Below are 26,554 nucleotides of genomic sequence, written 5' to 3'. Positions count from 1 at the left end.
ATCAATAACACCCGCAATCAGTCCCAAGTGGTCCAAGTTCTCGATCTGCAAGGGGGCGATCCTAACTCGTCTCCCTCAGCTTATCCCCACTCCCTTTAATTCCCAGAGCAACCTGCGGAATGTCGGCCAAAATGCTGGTGAGAAGAGCTTTATCGCTGCGATCGCCGAAACTTTCATGGCCAACTCTTGGCTGGAATCGCAGATTTTAGAGTTTCCATCCCCGAAAAAATTCATAAAAATAAATATTTAGGCATCCGATATAAAGTGTGGTGTGGCGCGGCTGAGCCACACTTCATGATTACAAACAGCCATTCGTGCAGGAGGACTCTTGATAAACGCTTTAGGCACCTTCGTCTGCTGTTTTCACCCTAAGGAAACCCGATCAAAACAAATTGGGGAACCACACAATGTGTGATCCCCCAATTCGGTGTGTAGATATCCTGTTAACCAGATGGCAGCATTGCTACCCCAGTTTTATCCACCAAAACCAAGACTATTTTGGAAGTTGGTAGGCCCGGTGTAACCAGAATGCTCGGCAAGCTGTTGCAAGGTTTGGGTTCCAGCGTAGAATGTGCCGTTGATTTCCCAGCTTGGGTAGCCGCGAACCTCAGTCTTGGACTGGCACAGGCTGGTTTGAGAGTTGGCGCCATCGGGTGCGCATTCAACATAGTTGATCTGCTTGGCAGCGGTTTCACCAAAGAGCTGCTTTTGGTCGTGGCAGTGGGGGCACCAATATGCGCCATACATCACTGCACCCACCTGCTTAAGGTGTTCTGCCAGCTGAATTTCTGCAGGACCAGAAACGGTGGTTACAGCAGGAACGGTGAAGCCGGGTGTTTGAGCGGTGGAACCATCGCCATTGATTCCGGAAAACACACCCAACGTACCCACGAGGGTAATCATGCCTACCAGCACGCTGGTGAACAGCAGCTGACCAATATCATCCCAACTGCGGCCCAAAAGGGTAAACGTAAACATGCCCAAAGCAAAGACAGCAGAAGCAATGCAATAAAAACACACAGCCTGCGGCCCATACACCAGCACGAACTTGGTATACATGATGTACATCAAGTAAAGGCTAAACACTAGCATGGCGGTTGAGCCTGCTAGCAGCAGTAGCCAAGTGGTGTTGTCAATCTTGTTGTGCAGCGCTTTGTCTTTGTCGGGGTTGACGGCCATCGGTGCAAAGGCAAAAGCCGCCATCGCTAAATAAGCCAGCAAACCAAACAGCGCGAGGGGCTGCCCAAATACTTCGGCATAGGGGCTGGAAAGAACCTGCTCACATCCACTGGTGGGACACACGGTCTCACCACCAAAGAGTTTGGTGGCAGTGAGATAGGCGGTGTTGAGCGCACCCAAAATGGCGATCGCTCCGATAAAGTATCGCGACCACCGATGGAGCCAGGGGGTTTGACGACGGCGAGCCATAGCTTGTGTATCTAGTAAATGACGGCTAGAGAGACGTTGTTTCTATTTTGGCCTAATCTAACAAATGTCTGAAGAAGATAGATGCGCGATCGCTGAGAAAGTTTTGTCGATTTTGCCACTGCCAGACCCGAAACAGCATCTACGACACAACCTATGACACCACCACCGTTGACGGGGCAGCAAGCTCAGTTTTTGCAGTTACACTGCGTCGCATCGACTCTACAAACTGACTCACGCGAATTGGGTCAATGGGCTGCTCAATTTTGCCTCGCCGCTTCAGCGAGCTAGAAACAATCACCCCATTGGCAGCCTGAATCAATTGGGGAATGTTTTCCCAATTGGCTCCACTGCCAATAAAAAGCGGCGTATCGTTGGCAGCAGCACTGGCCAATTCTAAATCTTCCAAATTCGGCGGGCTCCCAGTTGCCCAGCCCGAAAGAATGATGCCATCTGCCAGACCTCGCTCAATAGTTTCCTGGACAGCAGTTGTAAGATTGGGCGATCCCAACGGGCGAGCATGCTTCACCAACACATCCGCCAAAATTTTGACATCACTGCCAAGCTCTCGGCGGTAGCGCAAAAGCTGATGGGCTTGGCCCTCAATTAAGCCCTGGTCAGTGGCCATCACACCAGTCAGCACATTGACTCGAATAAAGTGAGCCTGCACACAAGTGGCGATCGCCATGGCACTTTGGGCATCGTTGCGCAACACATTGACCCCAATTGGCAACGTAACCAGGTTCATCAGGCGCTGCACAATCAGGCTCATCGCACTCACCACAGCGGGATCAACAGAGCCTTTGGTAAAAGGAGCATCAAAGAAATTTTCAACAATGATGCCATCGACACCGCCCGAAGCAAGGGCCGTTGCTTCTTGCTCAGCGCGATCAATGACAGCCCTGAGGCTGCCGCCCCAACGGGGAGACGTCGGCAAGGGCAAAAGGTGAACCACACCAACAATGGGGTGATCGGTTTTAAATATCTGCGTTAAGTCCACGTGTCTACAAAGCTTCGGACTCGGATGTTCAACAGAACCAATGATGCAGCAAAATGGCCTCATTGCTCCTTATAAATAACTCTAACAGCAATGGGGAACCGCGATAGGGCTGAGCCTTGCTTACTTTGAGGTAACTATTCAAGACAGAAGATTCCGCTGCTTTTGGCGATTCTGCTAACCCATTCAAAGCAAGAGGCGAACAGTTGAAGACCTACGAAATCGCACACACCATCCATCCAAACACTATCCATCCAAACACCGTCAGTCCAAACACCGTCAATCCACGCGGGGCTAGTTGAGGCAGAGGCGAGAATATAGACTAGAGACCCTCGCCTATTCCGGGCGATCGCACCTGAAGGTTTAGCTTGCCCAATTTGCAAATAATTACAATTACTAGAGAACATCTATCCCAGGTTAGAATGCTGATTCCCGCTGGAGGCTTGGGCAAACAGCAAACTCTACAAGCTCCTTTTTAGAGAGATTTTCAGAAATTGTGTAGTTATGTAATAAATTTTGCATTAATTTGCGTTAAGATAGCTGAGGTAATTAGATGCGATTGCGGTTGAAGGCTCCACCCAGGCAGTTTGGCACGTAGTGTGTAAGATCGATGGGTTTGGAAGCATGGAGACAGTCCGTTGTTTGAGCGATCGCCTCGTTCTCAACTGTTCGAAGACTTCTCTTTGCTTTTGTTTAAGCCTTACCTCATCGATTTTTGACGAGTTTCCTAAATTTGCAAGTGCATGGGTAATAAACCGACCATTGCAGTAACCCATTTGGGTTGCGAGAAAAACCGTATCGACACAGAACATATGCTGGGCTTGCTAGTGCAAGCAGGCTACTCAGTTGACTCTAACGAAGACCTCGCTGATTTTGTTATTGTCAATACCTGCAGTTTTATTCAGGCCGCTCGAGAAGAATCGGTGCGTGCTTTAGTAGAACTCGCCGAGGCCAACAAAAAGATTGTGATCACAGGCTGCATGGCCCAACACTTTCAGCAAGACCTGCTGGATGAGTTGCCCGAAGCTGTCGCCCTTGTGGGTACTGGAGATTATCAAAAAATTGTTGATGTGATTCAACGCGTCGAGCAGGGAGAGCGGGTCACCGAAATTTCGGCACAGCCCACCTTCATTGCCGATGAGTCTGTCCCTCGCTACCGCACAACGACTGAGGGAGTCGCTTACTTGCGGGTAGCAGAGGGTTGTGATTATCGCTGTGCATTTTGCATCATTCCTCATCTGCGAGGAAACCAGCGATCCCGCTCCATTGAGTCCATCGTGGCCGAAGCAACACAACTCGCGGCTGAGGGTGTCCAGGAAATCATCTTGATTTCTCAAATCACGACCAACTATGGATTAGATTTATACGGCGAACCCAAACTAGCCGAACTCATTCGGGCATTGGGTAAAGTTGAAATTCCTTGGATTCGCATCCATTACGCCTATCCTACCGGCCTAACACCCAAAGTAATCGATGCGATTCGCGAAACCCCCAACGTATTGCCTTACCTTGATTTACCGTTGCAGCACTCGCACCCAACGGTGCTCAGGGCCATGAACCGCCCCTGGCAGGCCGATATCAACGACAAAATCATGGATCGCCTGCGCATGGCTTTGCCCAATGCTGTCATGCGAACCACATTTATTGTGGGCTTCCCTGGTGAAACCGATGAGCACTTTGAGCACCTGCTCAACTTCGTTCAGCGGCATGAGTTTGATCACGTAGGTGTGTTCACCTTTTCCCCAGAAGAGGGCACTGCCGCCTTTGACCTGCCGAACCCGGTACCCCAAGAGGTGATGGAAGTCCGGCGCGATCGCTTGATGGTGGCTCAACAGCCAATTTCGCTGCGACGCAACCAGGCTGAAATTGGCAAGGTTGTGGATGTGCTCATTGAGCAAGAGCATCCAGAAACGGGACAACTCATTGGACGCTCAGCCCGCTTTGCCCCCGATGTCGATGGGTTGGTGTACGTGCAAGGTGAAGCTCGGTTAGGAGCAATGGTGCCGGTTCTCATCGAGTCGGCAGATACCTATGACTTGTTCGGACGTGTTGCAGATGCGTCCACTCAACTTCGAGGCGCGATCGATCGTGTCTCAGTTCAATCACGATAAGGAGATCGAATGACCTTTTCATTTACTAGCCTGGGTCTATCTGAGGCACGTGCGCATCATCTTGAGAAAATTGGCTTTACAGCACCAACTGCTATTCAGTCGCAAGCCATTCCCCACTTGCTATCGGGGCGAGATGTTGTTGGATTGGCCCAGACTGGAACGGGCAAAACTGCGGCATTTTCGCTGCCCATTCTAGAGCAGATTGACCTCAAAAACCCGACAGTTCAAGCCTTGATCCTGACGCCAACTCGCGAGCTGGCTATGCAGGTGTATCAATCAATTCGCAACTTTAGTGACGATCGCCGTTTGCGCGTACTGCCTACCTATGGCGGACAATCTATTGAGCTGCAAATCAGCAAGCTGCAACGGGGCGTTCATATTGTGGTCGGTACACCCGGTCGAGTGCTGGACTTGCTAAAGCGAGGCGACTTGCGCTTAAACAATGTGAACTGGTTTGTGTTGGATGAAGCCGATGAAATGCTGAACATGGGCTTTATTCAAGATGTTGAGCGCATTTTGAGTCAAGCTCCACCGGAGCGACAGACGGCCTTCTTCTCAGCCACGATGGAGCCCACCATTCGGGAGCTGGCCGCGAAGTTTTTGCGATCGCCCGTCACGGTGAGCATTGAGCAGCCCAAAGCCGCTCCCACCCGCATTAATCAGGTTGCCTATACGGTACCTCGCGGCTGGACCAAGGCTCGCGCCCTTCAGCCCATCATGGAACTGGAAGATCCCGAGTCGGCACTGATTTTTGTGCGCACCCGTAAAACTGCGGCAGACCTAACCCGTCAGCTCCAGGCCGCAGGGTACAGCGTGGATGAATACCACGGCGACTTGAGTCAGGCTCAGCGTGAGCGGTTATTGCTAAGGTTCCGCCAGCGCCAAGTTCGCTGGGTAGTGGCTACCGATATTGCGGCTCGTGGCCTACACGTAGAAGATCTGAGCCATGTGGTGAACTTTGACCTTCCCGATAGTGTGGAAAGCTATGTGCACCGAATTGGCCGAACCGGGCGTGCTGGAAAGGAAGGCACGGCAATTTCCCTGATTTCGCCCATGGATCGTCGCAAGCTGCGCGATATTGAGCACCACGTGCGTCAGCGCTTGGAGCAGGGACGAATTCCCACTCGCGCCGAGATCGAGGCACGCCACTTGGTGAAACTGCAATCGGAGTTGAAGGATGCGCTCGCGGGCGATCGCCTTGCTTCCTTCCTGCCAATTGTGACCAACCTAAGCGAAGAGTACGACATGCGGGCGATCGCCGCTGCAGCATTGCAGATGGCCTATGATGCAACCCGTCCAGCCTGGACTCGCCAAGAGCAAAACTGGGTGGATGAAGCCCCGGCGAATGATGGCCCTCGTCTGCGAGGCGATGGCTCCAGTCGACCCAAGCCCAAACCCGTTAAGCGCGATCGTCGGTCCACTCCGTCTCATCAACGCTAACTCAGCCGAGTGCTTGTCTTAAAAAACAGGCACTCCTGAACTGGCAGAAAACTGACGTTTGTTTATCTGTGTAGACAGGTGTAGACGTTGAAGGGGAAGAGGTCAAGACCTCTTCCCCTTCAACGTATTTGAACGTCAGTTTCGGTTAAGGGATTTTCTGAGAGTTGCGCGGCACACGCTATTGATCTTCGTCTGAAAGGTTACTGCTAGGCATAACGGATGGTTGAATCCCCTCAGTTGAAATGAGAGTTTCCATCACAACTTTCGTGATTGGGGCTGCCACGGTAGAGCCGTAGGCATTGTCTCCTTTGGGCTCATCAACCACAACGAGAACTGCATAGCGCGGAGCATCCGATGGGAAGAGTGCCACAAAGCTTGTGATGCGGGCATTCGCTAAGTAGCCTCCCTGCGCGCTGGCCTTTTGGGCTGTGCCCGTTTTGCCTGCAATTCGATAGCCATTGATTTGGGCAATTTTGCCGGTGCCATCCTCAACCACTGCTTCCATCATCGGTAAAACGGCTTGGGTCGTTTTGGCAGAAAACACCCGCTTAGGCGCTGGGAGTGAGGGTTGCCAATACAACTGTTGCTGGTCGTTATATAACCCTTGCACCACATGTGGCGTTACCAAGAACCCCCCATTTGCCAGGCTGCTATGCAACTGAGCCAGCTGAATGGGCGTTAGAGAAAAGCCTTGTCCAAATGCGGTGGTCGCAGGCTCGATGGGATCGTTGAGGAATAACTCTTTGTCCTTGACGTAGCCTGCAGCCTCAAAGGGAAGATCGATACCCGTAATACGGCCCAAGCCAATTTTTTGAATCCAGCGGTAGTACTCTTCGGCAGACAGTCGCTGCATGAGACGAACCATGCCTACGTTGCTGGAATACTGCACGATTTCCGTCAGCGTTTGCATGCCGCGAGCGCCGCTGTAGCTATAGTCGTTATTTTGAATCGGCCATTCACCCACATAGATTTGTCCCTCATCGTTAAAGGACTCGGTGGGCTGAACTTTGCCAGATTCTAGAGCGATCGCCACGTTAATTGGCTTAAATGTGGACCCTGGTTCATAGGCATCAGTCACGATCCAGTTGCGCATCCGCTCCAGATCAAATTTGTAATACTCGTTGGGGTTGTAGGTAGGCTCCGAGACCAAGGCCCGAATTGCGCCACTGTGGACATCCATGACGATCACCGCCCCGCGCTTGGCGCTGAACTCTTGCATTTGTTTGCGCAGAGTATCTCGCACAATGCGCTGAAGGTTGCTGTCAACCGTCAGCTTGAGCGTTAGATCATCCTGGTAGGGAAACCCAGGCGGCAGGTTTTCGGGCAGGATGGAGCCATCACCCGTTCGCTTAAGGGCAAATCCGCGATCGCGCACTCGACGCTGTAGCGCCTGTTGCTGACTGTACTCCACCCCAGACTGGCCCTGCTGCTCGGCATTCACATAACCCACAATCTCAGCCATCAAATCTTCCTGTGGGTAAAGCCGTTGCTGCCGCTCAATCAGCTCTAAGCCATCAATTCGGAGCCGACGCAACCGATTGGCCGAATCTTCGATCACGGTATAGGCAACTTCAATGCCACTCTCCCCCGTGTTGAACAGTTCATACAGCGACTGGGAAGGCTGGTTCACAATGGGCGCAATGGCTTCTGCGATCGCCGCTTTTGATTCTTTAAACAACCGGGGGTGGGCGTACAGGGTATACACCGGGCGATCGATCGCCACCGTATTGCCTCGGACATCCACAACGGGCCGTCGAGGCAGCTGATTTTTGACATAGAGTGTTTGCTGCGCCCTGGCTTGTTCCCTTAAGTCATTCGCCTGAAAAACTTGTAGGCGCACCAGATTGAGCATGAGCCCCACTGCCCCAAAGGCCAAAACGCCAAAGACCATCATCAATCGCAGACGCGGTACCCGCGCCGCAACTGCAGGCTTGGGACGACGTTTTGCAGACTTGCGGCTGGTAGCCAACATGCGCCTCCCAGACTGGGCAATCCGACGAGGCGATCGCCCATTTGCAGCCATGCGCGATCGCGGTTTGACACGAGTAGCCGTACCCGTTGCAGAACTTCTTCGGCGTACACGGCGCATCGACGTTTGGGAGCGAGAACGATCGAAGGTAGGCATAAATCAGGGCAACAGGAACAGAGATAACCCAGGTTAGTAGCCCAAAGGCCGAGAAGCCGGGTTTTGGGGCGTTGGTAGCGTTGGTTGAGGGGCCTGCATGGAAGCAGCCGGAAGCGGTAATGGCGCCGGCAAAAAAATAGTATGGTCGGTTGTGGGAAGGGTTAACCCACTGTTAGCCTTGGCCGCTTGTTGAGCCATTTGGTGCTTTAGGGATTCATCAGCGGCAATAATCTGGCGCTCTTGGCTCTGCAAGGATTCCAATCGGCTATAGCTTCGGCTCCACATCTGCTGAGTGTAGACTGTGCCCGCATAAACCATTCCGGCGGCAATGACCAACACCAGCGTCAAGGGATTGGAAATGGCCTGAGCCATGAGCAGCTTTTTGAGCCATGTAGGCGTTTGCTGAGCGGCCGGAAAAGGGCGAACAGAGCCGATCTGTGTGGTGTCTGCTTTCGCGGTGGCTGAAGCGTTTGCCTTGAGACGTAAAGGCCGTGCCTTGGGTTTGATAGGGCGCGCCTTCACCACAATGGGCGGAGCCTTGGCGATGCTTTTAGGCAGAGGTGGGGCCAACACAATTTCGGTTGGGGTGGTGGGCAACGGAGCCATAACCTCAACCGTTGGGGCTGGCAACTCCAGATGCCGAGAAACCGGCACAATTGGGGCCTGAGAGATTGGGGCGATCGCATGAGGCGAGACATCACTCAAAGCGTCGCGCAATGGAGGAAACATGGCAAGCTTGCGTCGGCTATCCTGCTCAACAGTTGGCGGATGCGTGACAGACCACCTCGAGCGACTCCGAGATGGGCGCCTCATTGGTTGAGGAGAAGCCGTCATTCCCTATACTCCTTGCTACCAAACCAAACCATGAAATCTTAAATAAGTGAATGCAGAACAGGTGCATTGGGGTTACCCATGGTGCACCTCCTGCGAATAACGAGAGGCAAACCTGCCGCATGGTAGATGACACCAACGCTGTTGCAGGTTAGCTTATCCGCTTGCTTTGTGCCAGGGGCGAATCGCCCTTGACATGTTTTTCAGCACGATGGCCTGTACTGAAGAGGCTTGGTTAGGCTTGGTAGCACTACCCAATCGTTGGTTGCCGTTTTGGCACTCGCAATCGATTGCCAAAGCAGCAGCATAGCCAACAAAAAAACCTGACTATATCTGACACCCATCATAGTCGGTTGATTTTAATTTCCTTCAACTTTTTAGCCGATTTTTGTTGCGCATTCGAAAGCTGTTTAAAGGCGCAATGCTGGGATCACGAAGTAGAGCGAGACCAAGACGCGATCGCACGTTGACCGGGCTCAGCAGCATCTTTGGCAGCCCAGTCGCAGGAATTTTTGCAAAATTCATTCCGGATAGGCGCTCTTGCCCAAATTACGCCGCGCCAATGCTCACCATTTGTCAATGCTCGCCATTTCCTAAAGATGCACCCACTCACCACAGCCCAAACAAGACCAGACAGGGGCGACTCATCGACAGCCTGTACTGTTCGCCTGCCGGGCGATCGCATGGTTTACCAGCCGCTCGCGACTCTAGTTTCGAGGCTCAATGGCAATTTCGATACGGCGGTTCCGTTGCTGATTGTCGGTATTGCCGCCTTCTGCCAAAGGTCGGGTATCGCCATAGCCAACCGTAATCCACCGATAGCGATCGCCCAAGGTTTCCTTCAGCTGTTGTTCAACCAATTTGGCTTGCTCATAGGAGCGCGATCGGTTGAGCGCATCGTTAGATTGGCTGTTGGTGTAGCCCGAAATGCGAATGAGCGCCCCTGGGTAGGACTGCAAATCGTTGGCAATGCTGGCCAGAATGGGTTCAGCCGTTGGCTTGAGCGATCGCTCGTCTTCAGTGAACAGGGCATCGGCCGGCAGGGTAATTAGCAAACTGTTGCGCTGCGATGCATCGGCAACCGTGACGGAGGTTGGATCGGGGTTCTCGGCTGAAGCAGCAACCGCATTAGGATCAAGCCGCTGTTCAATTTGTTGAAGCTGGGCTTCGATAGAAGTGCCGATTTCGGGGCTGTCCACCTGAGTCGCCAACTCACGAGCGCGTTCGTTCAGGTTTTGAAGTTCGGTGCGTAAGGCAGCAAGTTCAGTTTCGGCTTGTTCTCGCTCATCTGCCGACAGCTCTGTCGCAGCCGGAGCCGAGGCAGCCGGGGTGGGATTTGGGGATGCGCTGCTGCTGGGCGTTGGGCTGCCATCGGGAGAAGGCGCCGAGGCTCCAGGAGCAAGATTCTCAATGCTTTGTCCGGTGGTATCGATCCAGCGCAGGACTTGCTCGGCAAGCGGGGGGTCAGTTGAGGACGAGGGATACATCTGCGCGATCGCCATACCAATTACCCAGGCCAAGCTGCCGCCAACCCCTAGCAGCAATAGCCGAAACAGGATAACAAATAAGCCAACCAGAGGGCTGCGTGGCCGTTTTGCTTTCGCTTTATTTCGAGGCCGATTAGGCTTAGGCTCCGTTGGTTGTTGAGAAGATGTTTGGGTCATATGGCAGGTGTATGTGACGAACAGAACCGTTTGCATGGACATCAACCAGCATGCAAATGATTAGGGAAACATCAAGCTCAGAACCCAGACACGCTATCAAACCAGGCGATAAGAACCTGAGCTTGCAGGAACTAGATTCACAAACTAGCCAGGCGTTTCCAAGTTTAGCCTAAATGTTGCGAAAGCTTGATTCTTCAGGATCACGTTAAATCTCTTAAAGACTTTCGGGTTCTTGTGTCTGGTTGGGCGATCGCTTGTTATACCTGAATCAGGTAGTTGGGCTGGTGGAGCTGCTCGCGACTGTATCAAGCATCAAGCCACCCTGTTTAGGGCATCGGTATTGCATCCGTATTTTACTTTTACGGGGCGGTACTGCTTCTTTCCACATCCAGACTCAAAGCTGTATTACTCGTCGCAATTCGGTCATTCCCCTAAAGTGATTGATCCTAAATTGCTCAACCCTCAGCACATTGTCATCAAACCCAAGCTCCTGAAATTGTCCGGATATCGCTACTGGTGCTGCTGGTAGTATATCTGGCGATCGCCCGGCGTTGTATCGCTCTCACGGTTGGCACCCAATCTCGGGTTGGACTTGCAAGGTGTGATCTACCCATGTCCATGCCTGCTGCGCTGCGAACACCTCTTCCAGTGTGTTTTCTGTTCATTAGCTTGCTGACGCCCGTGTTGACGTAAGTCCCTTTGTTGCAGCCCGTAAGCCTGTACTGGCAACCCGTAGCATCGGTGGCTCATCATTGATTGCGCCCAGTCAGTTGCCCGCAATTCGTTGGCCACAATCAGTTTTGGCGCAACATGCTCAACATCTTAGTCAACTTAGTCAACCAACCCCAATCGCTTGCGGGAGAGAGTTCATTACTAGTCTGCAATCAGGTGCGTTTTCGGAGCTTTTTATGACGCAGCAACCCGTCCAAATCGATCCGCTCAACAGTCCCTTTCCGGTACCGTGGAATTGGGTGCTGGCCACCCAAACGGCTCACCAAACCAGCCGGGTTTCTCGACTGCGCTATTACCGAACGCAAGCATTAATTTCACCGAATGGTCAGTATGCAGCCTACAGCCGCATTCAAATGCGAGTAGAGCGCAATTTTGTTCACAGCCGGGTGAGTAGCGTGCTGTTTATTGAAAACTTGCACTCTGGGGATTTACAAACGGTGACGGCATCTTCTCCATTGGCCAATAACCCCTTTGTCGCTGAAACGGAGACCGCCGCACCCGGCAGCATTGCAATTTTGATTCCCGTTGCGTGGTCTGCCCAGAGCGATCGCATCTTGGCTCGCGAATTTGAGTCACTGTTTGGTTCTAACGTTGCATCTGACTTTGCCGTCATTTGGGATGAGCAAGGCAGCCATACCAAAACGTTGTCTCCAATTGGCATTGAATACACGAATGCGATTTTGCTAGGTTGGAGCTGCCGTCGGCCCGATCAGGTATTGTTTCGGGCAGGCATGCTAGGAGAACCCGACTGGCCGCTGTGGGCGGTCGATCCCTACGGACAAACCCATGCCGTGGCCGATGACCAACCCATGACCTATGGCAACTATATGACCCACGTATGGGCAGGTCCCCAAGCGCATTGTTGAGCAACGTCAGTTTCGGTTAAGGGTTTTTCTGAAGTTTGCGCGGCGCGCAAACTTCAGAAAAACCCATTTTGCGTGCGCAACGCGCACGCAAAATGGGCACTTCAGCTTATCCAAAACTCAGGTTTGAGCAAGGCTAGGCAAGCGACTCGTCAACAAGCTAGTCGGCCAAGCCGATGAAAAGCCGGGCGTTTGGGTCGCACTATTGCGGTGGAGTGCCATACCAGGGGCTGACCTGGACAACTCCTTGCGGAGTGAACACAACCCGAAAATCCGCAACAGCTTCGGGAGGAGGGCTACCCGCTGGGTTATAGCGCAAATCAGGCAGAGGCGTTTGTCCTACATACTGAACTGCCGCGTCGTTGAAATAGCGGAATCCTAAAATGTCACCATCCTGCGCCACAGATACCCGATACACCAGCTCTTCATCAAAGCTGGTGTCTTGGGTCCATGCCGTATCCAGGCTGTCGCGCAATTGCAGCTTAAGTTGATCCAGCTGCTCCACCTCGGTAATTTCGGCAGGGGCATTGAGGGCATCTGGCAGTTGTTCCGCGTTCGATTCAGCATCGTCAGCGGAGCTGGCGACAGACTGTGCCGTAGTCTCGCTTGCATCTGCATCCGACTCAGCCTGCGGTGATGGGGTGGCCTCCGGCGAGGCATCCTCTTCAGTCAATGCTTCAGCTGGGATCGCTGCTGGTGGATTGGGCGAAGCACCAGTGGTGGCCGCAGGCGAAGCAGCCGGAGACTCGGTGCTGTTGGGTTCTGGCTCGGGCCGTCGTTCGGGAATGGGAAGGAAGAAGAGGGCAAATCCGGCGGCGACTAAACTAGCTAATCCCAATGCGGCGGGCAAGAACCGCTGAGTTGCAGACACCTGAGTCGAGGCAAAACGGCGTGATACTGGAGCCAGGTTGAGTTCAAGACCGGGTAGGGTTTGGCGATCGCTCAGCAGTTGGTCAATCGCTTCAACCAGGTCAAATAGCTGAACCGTTTGTAAATCAATTTGCCGAGTTGCAGGAGCTGCCGTGGCGATCGCCCCATTGTCAGCGGCAGTTGTACCAGTGGAAGAGACCAGCGTGAGGCGATGTTTTTCGGCACCCATGCGCTCAATATGAACCGAACCTGCTGCGCCATGGTGAGTGCGGCTAGAGAAATGGGAGATACCGCTCAAGCACTCTTGCGCATAGCCACTCACCACCGCCGCCAAGCTTTCTAAAAACTCGCGACCACCCGTCAGCGGCGGTTCCACTCCCGATAGGTGGCATTCCACATGAGTCACAATTGACATCGGAGGCCGTCCTGCAAAGGCTGGATTGCTCACATCGTCTGCAACCCCTTCCACCACAAGCTTGCAGTTTGGTAGGTAATACTCTCGTTGCAGGGTCATGCTACTTCTCCATCAAACAGGCTAGACCAAAGGCGCTGTGGCCCCGCCGTACCCGTGCAAAACAATAGTTGGTTCAACACATTCATGGCTAGACTATTGAGCTTGTCGTCATCCATGTACGGAATGACAGCGGCTCGCTTGGGGTTCATCCGGGAACGGAAATGGGCTCGAAACCGCTCCAAATACTCGCTCAGCCGATAGGAGGACTCTAAAGGAAGCTGGCGATCGCTCAATTGGTCGTAGGCCAGCAGCAGTTGCCGAATCAGTGCGGTAAGCCGACGAGCCAAATGACAGACCATGAGCGTGAGGGCTTTTGCCTCAGCATGGGACAGTTCTCTCCGTTGACTGCCATACTTGCGCAACGGGTTGGCGCAGCGCATCCGCCACAGATTGACGCGATCTTTGACAATGCCTTGCAATTCCAGATCTTTAGCGATCGCCAATAATGCTTCCGAACCATCCAGATCCAGCGCCTCAATGCCGAGTAACAGCAGATCAAGCTGCACTCGTGCCCGCCGTGGAAACGAATCGCCCACGCCAGAAATATCGGGCAGCGTTTCTAAAATAATGGGACTCGACAATGCGGGAGGACTATCGACTTGCATGAATCGTTACGCCAGAATCAGCTGAAATTTTAGCAAAGCCCTGGCTGTTTACGAACAATCGGCCAGGATTTGCATGTACGCCAGAGTATGAGACAGAATTCGGTTTTTGACCGACTCCACCCATTCTGACTGAGCGCCAACCACTATTGTGCCCGTAAAGGGGAAAACCAATACGTTTTCCCAGGTGTGTTTCACATTGGTTGCGTTTCACATTTGTGGACGTTGGTTGCAGAAGGGTAAATCCACACCCCTTCGTACAATCAACTTCTACAGCCAACATCCACATGTCTAAAACATTGACCGTTTTCTCTCGTAGAACCGACGCACTGCCTCCGAACAACTACGGGGTTGCATGATGTTTGGGGCGCTTAGAGGATGTCTGAGAAGCAAAAATATCCCTCATCCCCCAGCCCCTTCTCCCAATGTTGGGAGAATATTGGGAGAAGGAGAGCTGCAAACCCTTTCCCCTCGCCCAAATTTGGGAGAGGGAAACACAAGGAATGAGGGCAATACACGAAGCTTTAGGCACTTTTCAGATGTCCTCTTAGCACCAAACATCATTCAACTGCATCAGTTTGCCGTGTCGTTGAACAGGGGTTTGTTCATCAACAGGGCATTAACCATGGGTGCATTTGTGGTTGGTCTAGGTTTGCGAGCAGGGGGCTTTAGGCTTCCACTTTGACCCCACGCCAAAAGGCAACATAGCCCTCAATTTGCTTGGCGGCATCTTTGGTTGTGGGGTAATACCAAGCGGCATCGGCGTTGGTTTGCCCATCAACTACCACGTTGTAGTAGCTGGCCGTTCCTTTCCAGGGGCAGGTGGTGTGAGTGTTGCTAGGCTGAAAGTACTCAGATTTAATGGCATCAGGGGGAAAGTACTGGTTTCCCTCGACTACAACGCATTGATCGCTTTCGGCGATTACAGCTCCATTCCAGGTTGCTTTTGGCATTGGTTCTACTCCGGTATGCGACGAACGTTCATGATGGGAAGTTTGGGACAGATCAGGTTCCGTCTGCACCGTATGCCATTCTAGCGTTGAACGAAATAGGCTTAACTGAAAGCGATCGCTCGTCCAAATCAGCTTGAACATGTCGGTTGAACCATTCGTTGCCCTGTCTGCAGCCTATGCCCCTAGCTGGCATAGTTGGCACCAAGCCAGCTTCGGAAATTAAGAAGTTTGAACGGACAGGTCTTTGGTGAACGAGGGATTGCGATGCAGTATTACAGTGAGGCTACGAAGGAATGGAAGTTGCTGCTTGCTGTATAGCTGCATGCTGTCGATAGATAGATCAAGGCAAATGGTTGAAACAGCTTGCCATAGCTGTATTGAGCTGTACTGTGTGATATCAAATGTGAGGTAACTGCGGTGAGCGCTGCGACAATAGCAAATGCAACGGACCCCAAATATTACGAGAAGGTGCAGTCGATCCCAGAAATGTGGGCGATCGCAGCACAGCGGTTTGGGTCGATTGTGGCGCTAAACGATCCCCACGCCACGCCGACCGTTTCGCTAACCTATGCCGAGCTGTATCAGCAGATTCAGCAGTTTGCCAAGGGCCTGCACGCACTAGGCATTCAGCCGAAACAACACATGGCGCTGTTTTCGGATAACCAGCCCCGCTGGCTGATTGCCGATCAGGGCATGATGGCGCTGGGCGTAGTCAACGCCGTTCGGGGTTCCCAGGCAGAAGCAAGCGAGCTGCGCTACATTCTCTCCCACAGCGACAGTGTGGCTCTTGTGGTGGAAAATGTGGCCGTGCTGGAGAAGCTGCTGAACGACGAGCCCTTGCCCGTCGATCGCGTCATTCTCCTCTCGGATGAAACGCCTCCCGAGATCTCCGGCCTCAAGATTTTGACCTTTAAGCAACTGCTGGAGCTGGGCCAAAACCAAACGCTCCCGTCCGTCACCCCTACGCGGGATGACGTGGCAACGCTACTGTACACCTCGGGCACTTCGGGTCAGCCCAAGGGGGTCATGCTCACCCACGGCAATTTGCTATCTCAGGTGGCGGGGGCCAGCACGGTGGTTTATCTGCGTCCGGGCGATCGCGTCCTCAGTATTCTGCCGATCTGGCACTCCTACGAGCGCACGTTTGAGTACTTTATCTTTGCCAACGGCTGTAGCCAGATCTACACCAACATTCGCTTCGTCAAAAAAGATATTAAAGACTATAAGCCCATGTACATGGTGGGCGTGCCGCGCCTGTGGGATTCCATTTATGAAGGCGTGCAAAAACAGTTTCGGGACCAGCCTGAAAGCAAGCAAAAGCTGGTGAACTTTTTCCTGGACAAGAGCGATCGCTACATCAAAGCGCGTCGCACCATTCAGGGCCTGAATATTGATAATTTGAATCCCTCCATGGGCGATCGGCTGGCTGCTGCCGCACAGGTCGCCGCGCTAGCCCCAGTGCATGCCCTCGGCGACAAGCTGGTGTACAAAAAAGTACGCGACGGATTGGGCGGATACTTTCGATTTGTGGTGAGTGGCGGTGGCTCCATTGCTGAGCACCTAGAAGACTTTTTTGAGATTGTAGGAATCAATATTCTCAGTGGCTATGGCCTGACAGAAACCTCACCCATTACCCACGTGCGGCGACCCGGTCGCAACATTCGTGGAGCCGATGGCCAAGCCCTGCCTTATACCGAAACCCGCATCGTCGATCCCGAAACGCGCCAAGACTTGCCCGTTGGCAAACAAGGGCTGATTTTGGTGCGGGGTCGGCAAATTATGAAGGGCTACTATAAAAATCCCGAAGCCACCCAAAAGGCCATCGATCCCGAAGGCTGGTTTGATACAGGAGACTTGGGCTGGATTTCCCCCTGGGGCGATCTCACCATTACGGGCCGCGCCAAAGATACGATTGTGCTCACCAATGGCGAAAACATTGAGCCTCTGCCGATTGAAAACGCCTGTATGCGCAGCGTTTACATTGACCAGATCATGCTGGTCGGGCAAGACCAAAAGGTTTTGGGTGCCCTCCTTGTCCCCAACTTTGAAACCCTAAAAACCTGGGCCGAGGCGCAAAATCTACCAGTCGATGCGGCAACTGGCCATGTGGATTTGGACAGCAAAGCGGTGCAGGATTTGTTCCGACAAGAGTTAAACCGAGAAGTGACCAATCGCCCTGGCTATCGGCCCGACGATCGCATTGGTCCCATTCGCTTGCTCACGGAGCCATTTACGGTCGACAACGGCATGTTGACTCAAACGCTAAAAGTAAAGCGGGCGGTCGTGATGGAACGCTATCGCAGTATGATTGACGGTATGTTTGTTTGATCCCAGGTTCATGAGCCTAGCGCTATTTTCTTCGTCAAGGCTTGACGCAGCGTGAGTCTCGGTTTGGATCACATCAAATCTTGCTGCCGTTTTTCCACCTTCATCGCATGGATCTTTCCAATCCCAATCTCCTGCTCAAACGTTTTGTCAATATCAAGGTCATAGTGACCGATCGCTGGAAAGAGGATGTGCAACAGCAACTCCAAGCTCAAATTAACCAGCTGGACGGTCAGCTACAACAGCTAGAGCCTCAGGCTCAGCGCATGATTGCTGAGTTGCAAAAGCAAGGGCCTGGGCCAGTCAATCCGGCGATCGCTCAGCAGATCAATAATGTTCAGCTACAGGCCAACCAAAAGCGCACCGAAATTTGGGAACGCAAGAACCAGATTTTGCAAGAGTTACAGAAGGTTCAGCTGTTGACCAACGGGCAAGAGGTTCCCCAAGGTCAAATGGAAGGTTTTTTCCGCGTTGAAAAAGGCGACAATCTGGTGCAAAAAATGCAGGTTGAAATTGTGCTGAAAGATGGGGTTGTGGAAGAAATTCGCGGCGACCTGTAGCCGCTTGTTGGTGGAATCACGGCTGAGCCCATTTGCGCTTACCCATGCACTCTCGCCGCTTGGCTCGGTTGAGCTGGCTATGGTGGCTACCAAACCCCAAAAGCCCAACGTGTTCCGCCAAACAGTTCTCTCTGGGCGATCGCGCCACAATAGAGGGTTGCCAGCTGTTGCATTGCCCAGGCATCTTACCAAATCGCGTCCCGCCTCGCGATAGAATTTATTGTTGCCATCATCATTGTTCACTCTAGTCATCAAGTCGGAAGTCACTCCATGATCTACGAAGTCTTCATGCCTGCCCTCAGTTCCACCATGACCGAAGGCAAAATTGTGTCTTGGCTTAAGTCTCCTGGCGACAAGGTGGAAAAAGGGGAAACCGTGTTGGTGGTGGAGTCCGACAAAGCCGACATGGATGTGGAATCCTTCAACGAGGGCTACCTGGCAACCATTATTGTGGAAGCGGGAGGAACGGCCCCGGTCGGAGAGGCGATCGCCCTCATTGCCGAAACCGAAGCCGAAATTGAAGAGGCCAAGCAAAAAGCAGCCGGTAAGAGCTCGGGTGGCAGTGCGGCACCTGCACCTGCACCCGCCCCTGCCACCGTGCCCGATGTTGTCGAATCTCCAGTTGCAGCCAGCAACGGTGCTTCTCATAATGGCCGCACCGTCATTTCCCCTCGCGCTCGCAAACTCGCCAAAGATTTGAAAGTTGACCTATCAACCCTGAAGGGCAGTGGCCCCCATGGTCGCATCGTGGCAGAAGACGTTGAGCGTGCTGCTGGCAAAGCCCCAGCACCCGCAGCTCCAGCCGCAACTCCAGTGGCAACAGCCCCCGCTGCCCCCGCCCCCGCCCCCGCTCCGACTCCTCGCCCGGTTCCGGCTCCAACTCCAGCGCCAGCGGCTCCAGGTCAGCTCACTCCCTTCACCACCTTGCAAGGGGCGGTGGTTCGCAACATGATGGCCAGCCTCAACGTGCCCACCTTCCACGTTAGCTATGCCATCACCACTGATAATTTGGACAAACTGTACAAGCAGGTGAAGTCCAAGGGGGTAACCATGACAGCGCTGTTAGCCAAAGCTGTTGCTGTCACCCTCAAAAAGCATCCCCTACTTTACGCGAGCTACAGCGACCAGGGCACCCAGTACAGCAATGCCATCAACGTGGCAGTCGCCGTTGCCATGGATGATGGCGGCTTGATTACCCCTGTGCTGAAAAACGCTGACCAGCTCGACCTGTACTCCCTTTCTCGCAATTGGAAGGATTTGGTGGATCGCGCACGGGCAAAGCAGCTCCAGCCCGATGAGTACAACAGTGGCACCTTTACCCTGTCGAACTTGGGCATGTTTGGAGTCAGCCAATTTGACGCTATTTTGCCGCCGGGTCAAGGGTCCATTTTGGCGATCGGTGCTTCGCGGCCTCAAGTGGTGGCGACTCCCGATGGGTTGCTGGGTGTGAAGTCTCAGATGCAGGTCAACATCACATGCGACCATCGCATCATTTACGGCGCTCATGCAGCGGCCTTCCTGCAAGACTTGGCCAAGTTGATTGAAACCGATGTTCAATCGCTGACAATGTAAGACATTGATTCTGCGATGCCTTGATAATCAGTCGTCTTGACGATTTCGGCTCTGCTCGACTTTCTCGACAGGAAGTTGGGCAGAGCCAATTTTTTAACGTCCGTTGCGGCGAAGGGCTTTTTGACTTGCCAAAACTCACGTTTTTTTATGAAGCCGAGATTCAAACGCCGAGCTATTGTTTTGGATTGGAAGCCTAAATTGAGGACAGCGATGCAGCCATCAACTCGCCTGAGAGTCAGTGTTGTGGGGTTGTTTGTCGATGGGGGAGATGTGTTGCTGCTTCATCAAACGACGCCACCTGAACCGGATTGCTGGGATTTGCCCGGTGGAGGGATTTTGCCCGATGAACCGTTACTCGTAGCATTAGAGCGTGAGGTGCGCGAGGAAACCGGAATTGAAAGCTTTGAGGTTGATGGGTTGGTGACGGTGGTAGAGGGCTTTTATGCCTGGAAACCAGAAGAGGTGCTGCATTCACTCAATATTGTGTACCGCTGCTCGGTGTTGTCGCGTCCGGCAGAGCTGAAGAGTCAAGATGCAGAGGTGGGCGATCGCGGCATTCAATGGCTCCCGATTGCCTCATTGCACCAGATGGATTGCTCCACCCGCTGTTGGGAAGCGTTGAACGCGGCAGGATATTTGACCCATGGCGATCACCACGACGCGGTATCACGCAATACGATGTAGCACAAAACGATGTAGCACAAACCCGAAGAACCAAGTAAGCTAGGAGCGTTTCGTCATCCACCCCTTTCATGTCTTAACGCAGGTTGCCTGAACCTATGGCTGCTCCGATTCGTCCTAAATCCCAAAACCATACTGCCGTTTTGCGCCGGGTGCGCACCCTGAGCCTGGTGTTAGACAACGCGGTTCGGATTCCGGGAACACGATTCCGGGTGGGGCTGGATCCGGTGTTGGGGCTGATTCCGGGCGGGGGCGATACGTTGAGTACGGCGATCGCAAGCTATATCGTTCTAGAAGCGATTCGGCTGCGACTCCCTCGGGAAACTCTAGTCAAAATGTTCACTAACTTGCTGACCGATACGGTGTTGGGGTCGGTGCCCATTGCGGGAGATGTGTTTGATGTGGTGTGGAAGGCCAATGCTCGCAACTTGGCGTTGCTGGAGGCTCACTTTGCCGATCCATCCCCTGGGAAACCGGCCAGTCGATGGTTTTTAATCGTGATGGCGATCGCCGTGATTGGCATTGTGGTGGGGGTTGCCGTGTTTGTCACCCTATTGCTGCAGTTTGTGTGGAGCTTGTTGACATCGGGTGGGGCAGTGGGTTGATCCGGCGCGGCTATCCTGCAGATCCTGGCTACCATACAGATACTATGGTAAGGTAAGCGTTTTTTTGAGGGGATAAACGCATGGCGCGGATTGCAGTGGTGGATTACGACATGGGCAACCTGCACTCAGCTTGCAAAGGGCTGGAACAGGCAGGCGCAACCCCACTGGTGACCAACTCGGTACAGGATCTGCAACAGGCAGATGCAGTTGTGTTGCCTGGAGTGGGAGCATTTGACCCAGCTATCCAACATTTGCGATCGCGCGATTTGATTCATCCCCTGCGCGACATTATTGCCAGCGGTAAGCCATTTTTGGGCATTTGCCTGGGTCTGCAAATTTTGTTAGAAGGCAGCGAAGAAGGCAAGGAGCTGGGACTAGGTGTAGTTCCTGGGGTGGTACGGCGCTTTCAACCCGAACCGGGTATCACGATTCCCCACATGGGCTGGAACCAGCTTCAGCTCACGCAACCGGACTTGGCCTTGTGGCAGAAGTTGCCAGCCGATCCCTGGGTGTACTTTGTTCACTCCTATTACGCAGATCCCAGTGACTCTAGCTTTACAGCAGCCACTATTACCCATGGGTCTCAAACTGTGACAGCCGCGATCGCCCGTGACAACCTTATGGCGGTACAGTTCCATCCCGAAAAGTCCTCAACTGCAGGGCTGCAACTGTTGGCAAACTTTGTGGCGTTGGTCAATTCCAAACTATTGGCCAACGTCGGTTAAATGCCCTGAATGGAGAGCTGCTCATCTGGATCAGGTAAACAGCAAAATCAGCATGAGTCTTCGAATTTATGGAAATCGCCCGCTAAAAACGTTGTCTGGGCAAGATACACGCCCCACGCCTGCTCGGGTACGAGAAGCCCTATTCAACATTTGGCAGGGAGAGGTGGACGGGTGCCGCTGGCTTGATCTATGCAGCGGCAGTGGCTCTATGGCGGCAGAAGCACTCTGCCGGGGGGCAACGCTCGTGGTTGGGATTGAGCAATCGCCTCGGGCCTGTGCCATCATTCGCGACAACTGGAGCCAGGTTGCCACACCCGATCAAGCCTTTCGGCTGGTGCGCGGCAATGTGCTGCAAAAACTGCCGACCCTGGTAGGGCAAACGTTCGATCGCATTTATGTGGACCCGCCCTACGCTAGCGACTTGTATGAGCCGATTGTGAAGGCGATCGCCCAATACAACCTTCTGGCTCCCGACGGTGAACTGTCCTTAGAGCACGCCACAAATCGTTGGCGGCCCCAAGAATTCAGCACCCTGGTCGCTGCTGCCGCGCCCCTAGAGTTGATTCGCCAAAAGACCTATGGCAATATCTCCCTAGCATTTTTTGCGCATCGCTAGCCAGCAGGTTCCAGAGCAAGATCTGCTCTGGATAACGTCAGTTTCGGTTAAGGGCTTTTCTGAGGTTTGCGCGACGCGCAAACCTCAGAAAAGCCCATTTGCGTGCGCGTCGCGCACGTAAATGGGCACTTTAGCTTATCCAAAGCTCAGGTTCTGGATAGATTCTGCTCTGGATAGATTTTGCTTGGGACAGATGAGGTGAATTGCAGCACGGCTCAAGCCATCCAGCCAACAGAGCAGAAGGTTCAGCCATGCCGAAACAGCTACCGCTTGGATAACGCCACCCATCAGGCAGGATAAATCCGCAAGCGGCGATTGGGCTCATCGCCAAAGCTAGAAGACTTGAGCCGATAGTGCTCCACCAGCTCGTGCTGCATCTTGCGCACCTTAGCCGATCGCGGCAGCAGTTCCACCGGTTGACCTTTAGGAATCACAATTTGCTCTACGGCTAGCCGTGCTTCTTCCAGGGCATCCAGCTCGTCTTCATCGCCATCGCGCGAAAACAAGTTGAGATCAATTGGGGCTTCGATGCCGTCCTCATCGAGCCGCATCATCCGTTGCAGCGCCCGAATAATTTGCGGCACACTGTTGGACTTCACCGTGTAAATGGTGAGTTCGCGGGTTTTGGCTAGCTGGCGGAGTTTGGAGTGGTTTTTGATGTGCGATCGCAACGCCAACACCGCATCCGCTTCGTCTAGGTCTTTGGTCAAAATAAACGGCAAATGTAGCGTACGAATCACTTGCTCAATTTGGTGACGGCTCACCCCATACGGATAAAGATGAATTGGCAAATCTTCTCCGTTGGGGCCAACCGTGTGCTCATCGGCAAACGGTTCCACTAACCGAGGGCTCGCCTGCTCCAACGAGGAGTTCAGCAACTCGTCAAATGACTGATGATCTGCCCGTGCAGCAAAGCTGGCGGGCGGGTTGGGCGCCTTTGGCTCAATATAGCTGGGCACAGGACGCATCTGGCCCGACATACGCCAGCCACCACGCATTTCGCGGTTGCCCGAACTAAATCCATCCCCCAAGGGGAGCGATCGCGGACGATTGGCTCCGGGATTCGGCGGCGTTTCCTGAGTGATGGAAACTTCGCCCTCATCTGTCACAGTGCGAACCTGATAACCAGGCTGCTTGCCCCGCAGCAGCATATCAATGGTCACGGCCACATCTTCGTGCACCACCCACTTTTGCCGCTCCAGCATTTCGATTGCAATATCAAATGTGGGCGGGGCTTTACGCTCTAGCACACTCTTTTGACTACCGCGCCGACGGGCTTCATCATCCCCCAGCGTTACCGACTGAATGCCCCCAACCAAGTCCGATAAGGTGGGGTTTTTCATCAAGTTTTCGATGCGGTTACCGTGGGCTGTTCCCACCAGTTGCACACCGCGCTCGGCAATCGTGCGAGCGGCCATCGCCTCCAGCTCCGTGCCAATTTCATCAATCACAATGACCTCGGGCATGTGGTTTTCCACCGCTTCGATCATCACCTGATGCTGCAATTCGGGGCGTGCCACCTGCATGCGGCGTGCCCGTCCCAGTGCGGGGTGCGGGATGTCACCATCGCCAGCAATTTCGTTCGACGTGTCAATAATGACGACTCGCTTGTTAAAGTCGTCGGCTAATACACGGGCAATTTCGCGGAGGGCAGTGGTTTTACCCACCCCAGGGCGACCCAGCATCAAAATGGATTTTCCAGTTTCCACCAGATCGCGAATCATGCCAATGGTGCCAAACACCGCTCGACCGACGCGACAGGTCAATCCAATCACGTCGCCAGCCCGGTTGCGAATGGCGCTAATGCGGTGCAGGGTTTTTTCAATTCCTGCGCGGTTGTCGCCGCTAAAGATACCTACGCGATCGACACAATATTGCAGATCGGCCCGTGTGATGGGCTCATTCGTTAAATATTCGGAAGAACCCGGAAATCTGGCCTCGGGCTGTCGGCCCAAGTCGAGCACCACCTCAACGAGCACATTGCGAAGAGGATGCTGTTCGAGGGGGTAGCGGATGTAATCAGGCAAAATGGCCAGCAGCAGATCCAGATCATCTGTAATTTGCAATGGCTGGGACGGAGACGGCGAAGAACCATTCACAGGCTGCGCCGATGGGGTTTCAGTCGGAACGTGGTTCGCGTTAAACGTCATAGGTTCGTTGCTAATGAATAACCGAAAGATGTTTTGGTAGATGCTTTGGACAGTTGGTACAGGTCGCGGGTTGGAAGTGATGCGATCGCTGAATTTGCTGAGATGTGAGCTTCATGGATGGAGACCTCCTTTGATTAGGAATGAGTAAGCATGGGTTGGGATTTTGGCTTGAGCTGAGACACCAAATCACTGGCTAAAGCGACAGCCTGCCATAGCAGCTCAGGTTGAGATTCCAAGTTGTAAGCCTGAATTCCGCCAAGCTGAGAGCCCAATGAATTCTGATTGGCATCAGTCAACGAAGCCTGATCCCATGGAGCGATCGCGGGTTCGAGCTGTTGCAGCACAGGGGCCAAGAGCGATCGCGCATAACCACCATAGGCAACCCCAGCAATGGAGCGAGCTGTGGACTGGATAAGGGGCAACGTGCGAGTCGAGTTTAGCAAGCCGAGGGATTGGAGTTTGGGAACCGTATAGCGATTGGTGCCCCCGGCCAATTGCACATAGCCCGGAGGGCCAGCCGCAGCCACTTTTTGGCCGAGCTTGATGGCGGCATGAGTTGCGCCATCTCCAATATCACCGCTCATGGGTCGTCCGTCTGTTTGCCAGACAACAGCTTGGGGATCAGATCCCATCAATTCGGACAAAGCCCACAGGTAATCGATCAACTCTGGGTCATCGGGGCAGCTCACGGCAATGAGCTTTAGCTGAGGAGCATTTGAGGCGATCGCCCCCCACAGCCGACGAAAATCTTCGAATCGACCGACCTGGGTATGAATTTCAACTGCATCGACCCCTTGCAACACCAATGGTGCGATCGCCTCGGGGGTAAATACATAAGACTGAGCCGCAATATTTTGAACAGGACACACGGGAATGCAGCGACCGCAGCCGTAGCACAACTGCTCAATGACACCCGATAGGCGATCGCCATTGACCCAACGGTCAAACACAATGGCCTGAGTTGGGCAGACCCACTCGCAGGGTCGAGAGCAATCGGCAGGGCAGCGATCAACCTGAAAAGTGGCCTTGCGGAAATGCGGATCTTCCCCATCGTTCAAGCTAACCATTAGCCAAGAAGAATGATGGGGCGAAAATCCCAGCTTTGTGGCCTCTGCTCTCAAGTCGGCAGCAGCAGCCAAACCTGCTTTTGCCGCAGCAATCACGGCAGGATCAGCGGCAACATCCACACAATCAGCTCCAGCCAACGCATAGGCCAGTGCCAGGTTGCGAATGGCGGGCAAATGCTGAAAGCTGGCTCCACAGATGAGCTTGAACCAGTTTCCAGATGCTAAAGACTGTAAGGGTTGGGAAGTATCACTCACTCCTCCATCCTAGCGGGTTCTGCTAGAAAAGGCACTGGGATCAAGGCCTACAGCATGTTTAATCCCCCTTGAGGCAGAGGGTGCCGCCACAAGCTCAATCCGGGATGGAACGAGGTTGCGTTGAATTTCTACAAACGGTTGCTCTAAGCGGGGGGTTTTGCATTGCTGTCACAACGCTCACCTACCCGCTCCAGCATCAATGTTGAAAGGATGGAGTTGAAAGGGTGAATTTAGGAAATGGCAGCGATCGCACTCAATGGCTTCCAGCTAAACTCGCGATCGCCACCCATTTCAATCACCACTTTTACCTTTGGCTCTAAGGTAGGCAGCGAGGTCAAAAACTGAAGCTCGTTGCTAGACAAAATATTGCCCTCCATCAGCCACAGCACTAGCCCTTTGGACTTGGGAGGCAGGTTTTGCACTTCGTAGGTCACAATGGGGGGCGCATAGTAGCGGTAGCCCACAGCTCCCTCGCGCTGTAAATTCTTTTTACCCAGGTGAGCAGGCCGAATGCCGTGCACATCTAGCAGATAGGACGACAAATCGCCCAATCCGCGGGCAGTCAGGTTGAGCACTTTGTAGCCTGCTCCTTTGACTCGCCGCTGATAGCGCCCTTCTGTGCCACCCTCTAGGGGAACATAAACACCCAGCGCACCTGCCTGCTCCAGCTCACGGATGAATTTTTGTCCGGTGATGATGAGTTCCATAGGGCTCCTGTGTCGTCAATACGGGTCGTCAAGAAACGGTTAGGTTAAGCAAGGTTGCGGGTGTCCATCGCCCCTGCCGCAGATGAGTGTTGTTTAGCCAACAGGCGATCGCAACGTCACGGGCAACCAAGGCAAACGGCATTTGAAACAGCGATTTCTAGCTG

At 53.4% G+C, this 26,554-nt stretch carries 22 protein-coding genes; 10 read left to right on the top strand and 12 right to left on the bottom strand.

Translation table 11 applies throughout. The annotated features are described in order from the left end of the window. Positions 1–474 precede the first annotated feature (474 nt). Together ACQ4M4_RS07930 and btpA are read right to left on the bottom strand one after the other, a co-directional pair. The gene (locus ACQ4M4_RS07930) at positions 475–1,428 is read right to left on the bottom strand and encodes a vitamin K epoxide reductase family protein (protein ID WP_430683941.1); all 954 of its coding nucleotides are present in this window, start codon (positions 1,426–1,428) and stop codon (positions 475–477) included. Positions 1,429–1,579: 151 nt separating this feature from the next. Next, a complete protein-coding gene (gene btpA / locus ACQ4M4_RS07925) occupies positions 1,580–2,425 on the bottom strand; it encodes a photosystem I biogenesis protein BtpA (RefSeq protein ID WP_430683940.1) in 846 nt (281 codons plus the stop codon). A gap of 740 nt (positions 2,426–3,165) precedes the next feature. Between btpA and rimO the strand changes: the two genes are divergently transcribed. Together rimO and ACQ4M4_RS07915 are read left to right on the top strand one after the other, a co-directional pair. Next, positions 3,166–4,533 (top strand): 30S ribosomal protein S12 methylthiotransferase RimO, encoded by a 1,368-nt coding sequence (gene rimO / locus ACQ4M4_RS07920; RefSeq protein ID WP_430683939.1) that lies wholly within the window; start codon positions 3,166–3,168, stop codon positions 4,531–4,533. Between the two features lie 9 nt (positions 4,534–4,542). Further along, entirely contained in the window at positions 4,543–5,973 is a 1,431-nt protein-coding gene (locus ACQ4M4_RS07915) for a DEAD/DEAH box helicase (protein WP_430683938.1), read from the top strand. Between the two features lie 178 nt (positions 5,974–6,151). Here the strand turns inward: ACQ4M4_RS07915 and ACQ4M4_RS07910 are convergent, their stop codons facing one another. From ACQ4M4_RS07910 to ACQ4M4_RS07900, 3 genes are all read right to left on the bottom strand, one after another. Continuing rightward, on the bottom strand, positions 6,152–8,098 hold the full coding sequence (locus ACQ4M4_RS07910; protein ID WP_430683937.1) for a peptidoglycan D,D-transpeptidase FtsI family protein: 1,947 nt from the start codon (positions 8,096–8,098) through the stop codon (positions 6,152–6,154). 33 nt (positions 8,099–8,131) lie between these two features. Then, positions 8,132–8,827, bottom strand: coding sequence for a hypothetical protein (locus ACQ4M4_RS07905; protein WP_430683936.1), 696 nt, complete (start codon positions 8,825–8,827; stop codon positions 8,132–8,134). An 809-nt stretch (positions 8,828–9,636) separates the two neighbouring features. Then, positions 9,637–10,593: an OmpA family protein gene (locus tag ACQ4M4_RS07900; RefSeq protein WP_430683935.1), complete on the bottom strand. Its 957-nt coding sequence runs from the start codon at positions 10,591–10,593 to the stop codon at positions 9,637–9,639. Positions 10,594–11,501: 908 nt separating this feature from the next. Between ACQ4M4_RS07900 and ACQ4M4_RS07895 the strand changes: the two genes are divergently transcribed. Continuing rightward, positions 11,502–12,191 carry a hypothetical protein gene (locus ACQ4M4_RS07895; protein WP_430683934.1) on the top strand — a complete coding sequence of 230 codons (690 nt, stop codon included), beginning with the start codon at positions 11,502–11,504 and terminating at the stop codon, positions 12,189–12,191. Between the two features lie 199 nt (positions 12,192–12,390). Here the strand turns inward: ACQ4M4_RS07895 and ACQ4M4_RS07890 are convergent, their stop codons facing one another. The 3 genes from ACQ4M4_RS07890 to ACQ4M4_RS07880 all read right to left on the bottom strand — a co-directional run bounded on the left by ACQ4M4_RS07890 (position 12,391) and on the right by ACQ4M4_RS07880 (position 15,268). Beyond that, on the bottom strand, positions 12,391–13,572 hold the full coding sequence (locus ACQ4M4_RS07890) for a DUF4335 domain-containing protein (RefSeq protein ID WP_430683933.1): 1,182 nt from the start codon (positions 13,570–13,572) through the stop codon (positions 12,391–12,393). Continuing rightward, entirely contained in the window at positions 13,569–14,177 is a 609-nt protein-coding gene (locus ACQ4M4_RS07885; protein ID WP_430683932.1) for a DUF3038 domain-containing protein, read from the bottom strand. Before ACQ4M4_RS07885 ends, ACQ4M4_RS07890 begins: the two co-directional genes overlap by 4 nt. A gap of 665 nt (positions 14,178–14,842) precedes the next feature. Beyond that, positions 14,843–15,268 (bottom strand): DUF427 domain-containing protein, encoded by a 426-nt coding sequence (locus tag ACQ4M4_RS07880; RefSeq protein WP_430683931.1) that lies wholly within the window; start codon positions 15,266–15,268, stop codon positions 14,843–14,845. Positions 15,269–15,544: 276 nt separating this feature from the next. Here ACQ4M4_RS07880 and ACQ4M4_RS07875 point away from each other — a divergent pair, with 276 nt between their 5' ends. Further along, positions 15,545–17,455 carry an AMP-dependent synthetase/ligase gene (locus ACQ4M4_RS07875; protein WP_430683930.1) on the top strand — a complete coding sequence of 637 codons (1,911 nt, stop codon included), beginning with the start codon at positions 15,545–15,547 and terminating at the stop codon, positions 17,453–17,455. Positions 17,456–17,562: 107 nt separating this feature from the next. Then, the gene (locus ACQ4M4_RS07870) at positions 17,563–18,012 is read left to right on the top strand and encodes a YlqD family protein (RefSeq protein WP_430683929.1); all 450 of its coding nucleotides are present in this window, start codon (positions 17,563–17,565) and stop codon (positions 18,010–18,012) included. Between the two features lie 16 nt (positions 18,013–18,028). On the opposite strand, the gene ACQ4M4_RS07865 is transcribed toward ACQ4M4_RS07870, so the two are convergent. After that, the gene (locus ACQ4M4_RS07865) at positions 18,029–18,196 is read right to left on the bottom strand and encodes a hypothetical protein (protein WP_430683928.1); all 168 of its coding nucleotides are present in this window, start codon (positions 18,194–18,196) and stop codon (positions 18,029–18,031) included. An 86-nt stretch (positions 18,197–18,282) separates the two neighbouring features. Between ACQ4M4_RS07865 and ACQ4M4_RS07860 the strand changes: the two genes are divergently transcribed. The 5 genes from ACQ4M4_RS07860 to rsmD all read left to right on the top strand — a co-directional run bounded on the left by ACQ4M4_RS07860 (position 18,283) and on the right by rsmD (position 22,211). Further along, positions 18,283–19,584, top strand: a complete 1,302-nt coding sequence (locus ACQ4M4_RS07860; RefSeq protein ID WP_430683927.1) for a dihydrolipoamide acetyltransferase family protein — start codon at positions 18,283–18,285, stop codon at positions 19,582–19,584. Positions 19,585–19,794: 210 nt separating this feature from the next. After that, positions 19,795–20,268, top strand: coding sequence for an NUDIX domain-containing protein (locus tag ACQ4M4_RS07855; RefSeq protein ID WP_430683926.1), 474 nt, complete (start codon positions 19,795–19,797; stop codon positions 20,266–20,268). 95 nt (positions 20,269–20,363) lie between these two features. Beyond that, the gene (locus tag ACQ4M4_RS07850; protein ID WP_430683925.1) at positions 20,364–20,870 is read left to right on the top strand and encodes a DUF4112 domain-containing protein; all 507 of its coding nucleotides are present in this window, start codon (positions 20,364–20,366) and stop codon (positions 20,868–20,870) included. Positions 20,871–20,950: 80 nt separating this feature from the next. Further along, entirely contained in the window at positions 20,951–21,595 is a 645-nt protein-coding gene (gene hisH / locus ACQ4M4_RS07845; protein ID WP_430683924.1) for an imidazole glycerol phosphate synthase subunit HisH, read from the top strand. Between the two features lie 52 nt (positions 21,596–21,647). Further along, positions 21,648–22,211 (top strand): 16S rRNA (guanine(966)-N(2))-methyltransferase RsmD, encoded by a 564-nt coding sequence (gene rsmD, locus ACQ4M4_RS07840; protein WP_430683923.1) that lies wholly within the window; start codon positions 21,648–21,650, stop codon positions 22,209–22,211. Positions 22,212–22,498: 287 nt separating this feature from the next. Here rsmD and ACQ4M4_RS07835 read toward each other — a convergent pair whose 3' ends face one another. The 3 genes from ACQ4M4_RS07835 to ndhN form a co-directional block, all read right to left on the bottom strand. Beyond that, positions 22,499–24,361 (bottom strand): R3H domain-containing nucleic acid-binding protein, encoded by a 1,863-nt coding sequence (locus ACQ4M4_RS07835; RefSeq protein ID WP_430683922.1) that lies wholly within the window; start codon positions 24,359–24,361, stop codon positions 22,499–22,501. A gap of 134 nt (positions 24,362–24,495) precedes the next feature. Next, positions 24,496–25,683 carry a circadian clock protein LdpA gene (gene ldpA / locus ACQ4M4_RS07830; RefSeq protein ID WP_430683921.1) on the bottom strand — a complete coding sequence of 396 codons (1,188 nt, stop codon included), beginning with the start codon at positions 25,681–25,683 and terminating at the stop codon, positions 24,496–24,498. A gap of 230 nt (positions 25,684–25,913) precedes the next feature. Continuing rightward, positions 25,914–26,390 (bottom strand): NAD(P)H-quinone oxidoreductase subunit N, encoded by a 477-nt coding sequence (ndhN, locus tag ACQ4M4_RS07825; RefSeq protein ID WP_430683920.1) that lies wholly within the window; start codon positions 26,388–26,390, stop codon positions 25,914–25,916. Positions 26,391–26,554: the final 164 nt, after the last annotated feature.

Source organism: Leptolyngbya sp. AN02str (assembly GCF_050565595.1).
Lineage (GTDB): Bacteria > Cyanobacteriota > Cyanobacteriia > Elainellales > Elainellaceae > Kaiparowitsia.
The sequence above is the reverse complement of the archived record's forward strand: the minus strand, read 5'-3'. Positions and strand labels throughout refer to the sequence as shown.